A 7,201-nucleotide genomic window follows, 5' to 3' on the forward strand; every position below is an offset into this window, starting at 1 on the left:
GTGGCGCGGCTCGCGGGGCGAGTGGATTGCCGTCGCGGGCCCGCACGACGGCGACGACGCGGAGTCGCGGGGGGGGATGGTTGTGCCACACCACCAACCCCACCCCCCCCACCCACACCCCCCTTTTTAACTAATAATAATGCATAATCGAGAATGGCGTGTGTTGTGGGATCGTATATGTGTATAAGAGACCGCCGCTGTCGTTGTTCGGGCGGACGCGGTCCGTTGTCACTCGGTCGGGGCGGGTTTCCCGCGTGGCGGGTCGCTGGATGGTGGGGCGCGGTTGCCCGACCGGGAACCGGGCGCTGCACTGGAGCCGCCGGACGAACCCGAGGAGATGGTCCACATGTCCGCTGCCCTCGACGCCGAAGTGACCCGGGTGCGCGCGGAGGGGTTGACCGCCGAGGTGGACGCGTTGCTGGACGCGCCGGAGCCCGAGGCGGACTTCCGCGACGCCCGCCAGCCCGCGATGCTCAAGCTGCTGCTGCTCAGCCCGCCCGACACGGTGATCGACCCGCGTGCCTGACGACCGCGTGGGCGTGGGCGCCCACCTGGTCGACGTGGTCCGCGAACGCGCGGCGGCCCTGGTGTCGGCGCTGCGGGACGGCCACCCCGTCCGCACGACCGGTGGTGACGCGGACCCCTCGCTGGTGGCGGCGACCCGGGTGCTGGGCGCGGACGTGCTCGCCCCGTGCACGCTGCTCGGCCACGAGCCCGCCGCGGGCGACGTGGCGCTGGCCCGGGCCGCGGTGGTCGCGTTCCCGGTGGAGGCCGGCTCGTCGGTGACCTCGGCGTGGACGCACTGGGGCCTGCGGGCCGCGCTGCGCTCGCTGGAGCGGGGCGCGTCGGAGGTCGAACCGCCCACCGCCGCGTGGGTGCGCGACGAGCCGTGGCCGGTGCTGGCGCACCGGCTGGCCGGGGTCGCGGCGCTGGCCGTGCCGGGGTGGCGCAGCGCGCCCGCGGCGGAGGCGGCCGAGCGGGTGCCGGACGTGGCCCGCGGTTTCGTCCGCGCGGTCCGGCGGCGGGACTGGTTGCAGGCCGCCGGGACGGGCCGGTGGCTCGCGGTGCTCGGCGGCGTGCCGGACTCGCTGGGGTTGGACGCCGGGTTGCGGTTCGTCGCGCACCTGGCCGCCGGCGACGCCCGGGTCGAGCTGCAGGTGGCGGCCGCGCGGGTGATCCGGGAGGCGGGCGCCTGATGCCGCACCCGGTGGACGCCCTGGACGCCCTGGGCGTGCGGGCGCTGGAGTGGGCGTGGTCGCGGCGGGAGTGGTTCCGGCTGCCGGGTGACGTCCTCGACCCGTCGGTGCCGGTGGACGGGGCGCTGAAACCGCTGGCCGAACTGGCGCAGACCGCCGTCGTGGTCCGGCGGTCGGACCCGCCCGGCGGCCGGCGGCGCCGGCTCGCCGGGGACTGCGCCCGGTTCGCCTGGGACGAGCTGGGCCGCGGGGACGTGCTGTTCGACCTGCTCCGCGCCGAGCCCACCGCGACCTACCCGCTGGAGATCTACGCGTTCTTCCCCGAGCTGGGGCTGCGGCACCGGCCGCTGGAGGAGCTGGCGGCGTTCCTGGCGGGCACCCGCGCGTGGCACGCCACCGAGCAGGTGCCCACGCGCGTCCTGGGCGTGCAGCGGGTGCTGGCCAGACTCGGGATCGGGCCCGTGCGGGACCCCGCCGAGGTCGTCGGCCGGACGTGGCTGGGCGGGCTGCCGGAACCGTGGGCGATGGACGTCCACGCCGGCTACGCGCTGACCCACGACGTGTTCCACCTGACCGACTGGGGCGCGCGGCCCGAGGGGCTGCCCGCGCACCTGGCCGACTACCTGGCCGCGTGGCTGCCGGCGTGGGTGGAGACGTGGCTGGAGGAGCGGCACTGGGACCTCGCCGGTGAGCTGCTGGCCGTGGACGCCCTGCTGCCCCGGCCCACCGCGGGCCCCGACACCTGGCGGCGCTACGCCGCCGCGCAGCGCGAGGACGGTTCGGTGCCGGCCGTCGAGAGCTGGGTCAGGCCGGACCTGACGCCGGTGGAGGCGTTCGGCGTGTGCTACCACGCCACGCTGGTCGCCGCGTTCGCCGCGTCCCTGGCCCGCGTCCCCGAAGTCGTCTGAGCCGGGGCCGGGGGTGCGCGAGCCGATGGTGGACCTGCGACTGCTGCACGGGGTCGCGACCCGGGCGCTGGACTGGGCGCACGACCGCCGCGAGGGCTTCCGGCCCCGGCCGGAGCACGCGGGCGCGCGGGTCAAGGCGGTGGGCGACCTGGCGCTGACCGCCGGGGCGATCCTGCGCGAGGGCGTGGCGGGCACCCGGCAGTCCGCGGTGGCCCGGCGGCTGCTCGACTTCGCGTGGCACGACCTGCTCGACGGCGGCGCGTGCCTGCACCGGCTCCAGTCTGGAGGAGCCGTCCTCGCCGGTCCCGCTCGAGCTGTACGCCCCGTTCTTCGACCGCGGCTACCGGAACCTGCCGGTCGAGGACGCGGTGCGGGCCACCCGGCCGCTGGTGGACGGCGCGGCCGTGAGCCTGCCGCCCGCCCGGCGGTTGAGCGTGGTCGCCGCCCTCCGACGGCTCGGCCTGGCCTCCGACGCCGACCTGCGCGCCGCCGCCCGCGACACGTGGCTGGGGCACGCGCCCGCGCCGTGGACGGTCGACCGCGCCACCGCCTACGACGCCTCCCACACCGTCCTGCACCTCACCTCGTGGGGCGAGCGCCCCGACGCCCTGCCCGCCGGGACGGTGGACTACCTGCGGTGGTGGTTGCCCGCGTGGTTGGAGGAGTGCGCGCAGGAGCACGACTGGGACCTGCTCGCCGGGCTGCTCGCGGCGGACGCCTGCCTCCCGACGCCCGCGCTGCCCGCGGACGGGTGGGCGCGGTTGGCCGGCGCGCAGGGCGCGGACGGCGCGGTGCCCGCCGGCGACGTGCCGCCGACCGGTGATCGGCGGGAGGTGTTCGACCGGGTGCACCACCCCACCCTGGTGACGGCTTTCGCGGCGACGGTCGCCACGTCGCGGGCGTTGACGGCGTTGCTGCCCGGTGCGTCGTGACGGCCGGTCCCGGGATCCGCGGCGAAGAGCTGCACCGGGCGGCGTGCGGGGTGCGTGCGCCCGGTGTCGTGTTCGCGCTGTCGTGCGGCGGGGAGCGCACGATCGCCACGGCGGGGGTGGTGGCGGCGGTGGGGACGGATCCGGCGGTGAGGGCGGGGCCGGCTGTGAGGGCGGATCCGGCGGTGAGGGCGGAGCCGGCGGTGGGAGCGGAGCCGGCGGTGAGGGCGGAGGACCTGCACTACGAGTTGGGCTCGGTGTCGAAGACGTTCGCGGGGTTGCTGGTGGCGCAGCTCGTCGTCGCCGGATCGGTGGAGCGCGACACGCCGGTTCGGTCCTGCCTGCCCGCGCCGGGGTCGGGCGGTCCGGAGGGGATCACGTTGCTGCACCTGGCCACGCACACGTCCGGGTTGCCGGCCCTGCCGCACGACCCGTTCTTCTACCGGCAGGGCCTGCCCCGGTGGCGGACGAACGCCTACGCGGGCTACCCGGCGGAACGGGTGCTGCGCGCGTTCGGCCGGCACCGGGCGCGGACGCCGCCCGGCAGCCGGTGGCGGTACTCGAACCTCGGGATGGCCGTGCTCGGGCACGCGTTGGCGCACCGCACCGGCACGCCGTACCCGGAGCTGCTCGCCCGGCACGTCCTGCGGCCGCTCGGGCTGGACGGCGTCCGGTTGGGACCGGGTCCGCCCGGCGTGGACGCCGTGGGGCACGGGACGCGTGGCCGGGTCGTGCCGCCGGTGGACCTGGGCGGGTTCACGGCGGCGGGGGCCGTGCGGGCGACGCCGCACGACCTGCTCACGTACCTGGAGGCGCACCTGGATCCGGAGCGCACGCCGCTGGGGGCGGCGCTGCGGGCGGTCCAGGTCGACCACACCGCGCCCCGGCCGCGACGCGCGCCCGCGCGGGCGTTGGCGTGGTTCCGCGCGGACACCGCTCGCGGGCCCGTGTTCTTCCACGGCGGGGCGACGTTCGGGCAGCACGCCTACCTCGGGTACCGGCCCGCCACCCGCACCGCGCTGGTCGCGGTGGCGACGCGTCGGTACACGCGCCGCCACAACCTGATCGCGGTCGCGCACCGGGTGCTGGTGGAGGCGGTCGGTTAGGCGTGCCGCCCGCGGGTCGCTGCGGGAGGTGCGCAGAAGGCCCGATAGGTCACGCCTGGAGCGCGGCGTAGGCGGGCTCGATCACGTCCTGGATCAGGGCGCGGCGCTCGTCGTGGCTGAGGAAGGCGGCCTTCGCGGCGTTGACGGTGAACCGGCGCAGGTCGTCCCAGCCGAAGCCGAAGTGCTCGACCACGGTGGCGAACTCGCCGGTCAACGACACCATGCTCATCAGCCGGTTGTCGGTGTTCACGGTCACCCGGAAGCCCAGCTCGGCCATCCGCTTGATCGGGTGGTCGGCCAGCGACGCCACCGCGCCGGTGTGCACGTTCGACGTCGGGCACATCTCCAGCGCGATGCGCCGGTCGCGCACGTACGCGGCGAGGTAGCCGACCTCGTCGCCCTTGATGTCCTCGGCCAGCCGCACGCCGTGGCCCAGGCGCTCCGCGCCCGCGAGCTGCACGGCCTCCCACGCCGACTCCGCGCCCGCCGCCTCGGCCGCGTGGATGGTGAAGTGCGCGTTCTGCTGCCGCAGGTACTCGAACGCGGACAGCTCCCGGCTGGGCGGGAACCCGGCCTCGGGGCCCGCGATGTCGAACCCGACCACGCCCGCCTCCCGGTAGCGGACCACCAGGTCGGCGATGCGCTGCCAGCCGTCGTTCTGGCGCATCGCGCACAGCAGCGTGCCGACCCGGATGCGGCCGCCGGCCGCGGCCTCGCCCTGGCGGAAGCCCTCCTGCACGGCCTCGACGGCCTGCTCCAGGCTCAGGCCCCGCTCGGTGAACAGCTCGGGGGCGTAGCGGATCTCGGCGTACACGACCCCGTCGTCGGCGAGGTCCTGCACCGCCTCGGAGGCGACGCGGACCAGCGCGGCCTCGTCCTGCATGACGCCGCACGTGTGCGCGAAGCCCTCCAGGTAGCGGACGAGCGAGCCGGAGTTGGCGTTGTCGCGGAACCACTCGCCCAGCGCGACCGGGTCGGTGGTGGGCAGGCCCTGGTGGCCGCAGGCGTCGGCGAGTTCGATCACCGTCCGGGGGCGCAGGCCGCCGTCGAGGTGGTCGTGCAGCAGCACCTTGGGAGCGCCGCGGAGCGCCTCCCGGGTAAGCGGGGTCGACATGCGGGTCACCGTATACCGGCGACACGCCGGAGCGGTCCACCGTGCGATGATCTTCAGGGACTATGATCACCCACGGCGTCACCGAGTGTGTCCGGAACCACTCGCTCGGCCGCCGCTTTCGTCGTTGTGCACTCGTGATGCAGAACTTTCCGCTACCGCTACCACGGCTTTAGTCACTCACACGGCGGATGTTCGCCCACTGTGCTCGCGGGCCCGCTGTCGGTAACCTAGGGGTAGGGTCGACCTTCATCACTCCAACGGAGTACGCGCAAGGTCGGTCCAGGCGGTGCCCGTCGGGGGGCGCTACTGCCCACCGCCCCAACCTGGCTAGGCTCCCGGAGGTCTCCCCTCCCCTGGACGAAGGCACCCGAGCCGTGAACGAGAACAACAACTCCACGATGTCCTTCGATCGGATGCGCAACATGCTGACGCGCGCCGCGGAGATCCGTGAGAGCGAACAGCAGCAGATCTTCGACGCACTGGACGAGATCCACGCGCGGATGTCCCCGCTCGAATCGCTGGGTTCGGTTCGCAAGCGCCTGTCCGAGCTGCCCGACCGCACCGAGGTCAGCGTGCTGGCCGAGCGGCTGGACGAGGCGCTCGCCAGGCTGGAGGCGCAGGACAACGCGGTGCAGAGCATCGGGCGGGCCGTGGACGGCCTGGTCGACAAGCTCGCCAAGCCGTTCGCGCAGCTCGACGGTCGGCTCGACGGGGTGGCGGGCCGGTTCGAGGGCGTCGCCGGGCGGATGGACGGCCTGGAGGACAAGCTCGCCCACATCCACAAGCGCCTCGACGACCTCGACGGCCACCTGGACAAGCAGGACGGCAAGGTCGACCAGGTGCCGGGCGCGGTGACCGGGCCGCTGCGCGAGCGGATCGAGGCGTTGGAGGCCGCGCTGCGCGGTCGCCTGGACGAGGTGGACGAGGGCGTGCACGAGCACCTCGACGGCACCCGCGAGGCGTTGCAGCGGTCGGTGGCGGACTCGGCCACGGCCCTGCACGGGCGGCTGGACGAGACCCGCGACAACCTCAACGGCACGCGGGACGGGCTGCACTCGGCGCTCGCCGAGACGCGCGAGTCGCTGGCGTCGTCGCTGGCCGACACCCGCAGCACGGTGACGGGCAAGCTGGACGAGGCGCGCGAGGCGCTGCACGCGGCGTTGGACGAGACGCGCGACCAGGTCGACGCGACCGACCGGCTGGAGGCGCTGGCGGCGCGGCTGGAGCAGGTCACGTCCCGGCTCGACACCATGGCGACCCGGCTCGACGCGGTGGAGGACGACTTCGCGTCCCGGCTCGGCGAGCTGTCCGGCGTGGTGGAGCAGGGCATCGCCAAGGTCGAGGGCACGTTGTCGACGCGGCCGGACGCGGAGTCGCTGGCCGGGTTGGTGCGCAAGAGCAACCAGGAGTCGGAGCTGCGGATCGGCGGGCAGCTGGACGAGGCGATGGCCACGTTCGCCGAGCTGATCCTGGGCGGCGGCTCCCCGACCCCGCCCCCGCCGCCGACCGCCCTGCCGCGGCCCCAGCGGCGGACGCGGAAGAACGGGCCCAAGGCCGGGGACGGGCGGAACGTGGACGACGACGACTTGGCGGCTGAGGGAGCCTGATCGAGCTGGTGGCGCGGTGAGCGCCGACGTGCTGAGAGGTGCGGTAGCGACGGTGGCGCGGTGAGCGCTGTGGCGCGGTGAGCGGTGAGCGCTGAGGCGCGGTGAGCGCTGGTGAAGCAGGAAGGCCCGGTCCGCGGTGTGCGGGCCGGGCCTTTGTGCGTGTGAAGAGAGTGAAAAGCGTCCTCGCCGGACGGGCAGATCAGCAGGATGACGGGGTTTGGTGGTTCGGTGCGGTTGCGTCGTTGGTCGGGTTTCGTGTCATCCCGCCGACCTCCACGAGGGCTACCGCACGCGTCAAGGGGGCGGTTCCAGCGTCAGGTGCGGTAGGGCTGGAAGTGCCC

General features: G+C 74.8%; 7 protein-coding genes and 1 pseudogene. 7 read left to right on the plus strand and 1 reads right to left on the minus strand.

What is annotated here, in order from left to right; all coding sequences use genetic code 11:
- Nucleotides 1-346 precede the first annotated feature (346 nt).
- The 6 genes and pseudogenes from ACFXGA_RS38805 to ACFXGA_RS38830 all read left to right on the plus strand — a co-directional run bounded on the left by ACFXGA_RS38805 (nucleotide 347) and on the right by ACFXGA_RS38830 (nucleotide 4,139).
- The gene (locus ACFXGA_RS38805) at nucleotides 347-526 is read left to right on the plus strand and encodes a hypothetical protein (protein WP_378097749.1); all 180 of its coding nucleotides are present in this window, start codon (nucleotides 347-349) and stop codon (nucleotides 524-526) included.
- Entirely contained in the window at nucleotides 519-1,196 is a 678-nt protein-coding gene (locus ACFXGA_RS38810; RefSeq protein WP_378097751.1) for a hypothetical protein, read from the plus strand. Before ACFXGA_RS38805 ends, ACFXGA_RS38810 begins: the two co-directional genes overlap by 8 nt.
- Nucleotides 1,196-2,104 carry a DUF6895 family protein gene (locus ACFXGA_RS38815; protein WP_378097754.1) on the plus strand — a complete coding sequence of 303 codons (909 nt, stop codon included), beginning with the start codon at nucleotides 1,196-1,198 and terminating at the stop codon, nucleotides 2,102-2,104. Before ACFXGA_RS38810 ends, ACFXGA_RS38815 begins: the two co-directional genes overlap by 1 nt.
- 25 nt (nucleotides 2,105-2,129) lie before the next feature.
- Nucleotides 2,130-2,327 (plus strand): annotated as a pseudogene (locus ACFXGA_RS38820) (DUF6895 family protein); the annotation flags it as partial.
- 91 nt (nucleotides 2,328-2,418) lie between these two features.
- Nucleotides 2,419-3,036 carry a DUF6895 family protein gene (locus ACFXGA_RS38825; protein ID WP_378097763.1) on the plus strand — a complete coding sequence of 206 codons (618 nt, stop codon included), beginning with the start codon at nucleotides 2,419-2,421 and terminating at the stop codon, nucleotides 3,034-3,036.
- Between the two features lie 68 nt (nucleotides 3,037-3,104).
- Nucleotides 3,105-4,139, plus strand: coding sequence for a serine hydrolase domain-containing protein (locus tag ACFXGA_RS38830; RefSeq protein WP_378097766.1), 1,035 nt, complete (start codon nucleotides 3,105-3,107; stop codon nucleotides 4,137-4,139).
- A 49-nt stretch (nucleotides 4,140-4,188) separates the two neighbouring features.
- Here the strand turns inward: ACFXGA_RS38830 and ACFXGA_RS38835 are convergent, their stop codons facing one another.
- Nucleotides 4,189-5,253, minus strand: coding sequence for an adenosine deaminase (locus tag ACFXGA_RS38835; protein WP_378097757.1), 1,065 nt, complete (start codon nucleotides 5,251-5,253; stop codon nucleotides 4,189-4,191).
- 398 nt (nucleotides 5,254-5,651) lie between these two features.
- On the opposite strand from ACFXGA_RS38835, the gene ACFXGA_RS38840 reads away from it, so the two are divergent.
- Entirely contained in the window at nucleotides 5,652-6,860 is a 1,209-nt protein-coding gene (locus ACFXGA_RS38840; protein WP_378097760.1) for a hypothetical protein, read from the plus strand.
- The last annotated feature ends 341 nt before the right edge of the window (nucleotides 6,861-7,201 follow it).

The organism is Actinosynnema sp. NPDC059335 (genome assembly GCF_042752395.1).
Taxonomy (GTDB): Bacteria; Actinomycetota; Actinomycetes; order Mycobacteriales; family Pseudonocardiaceae; genus Actinosynnema.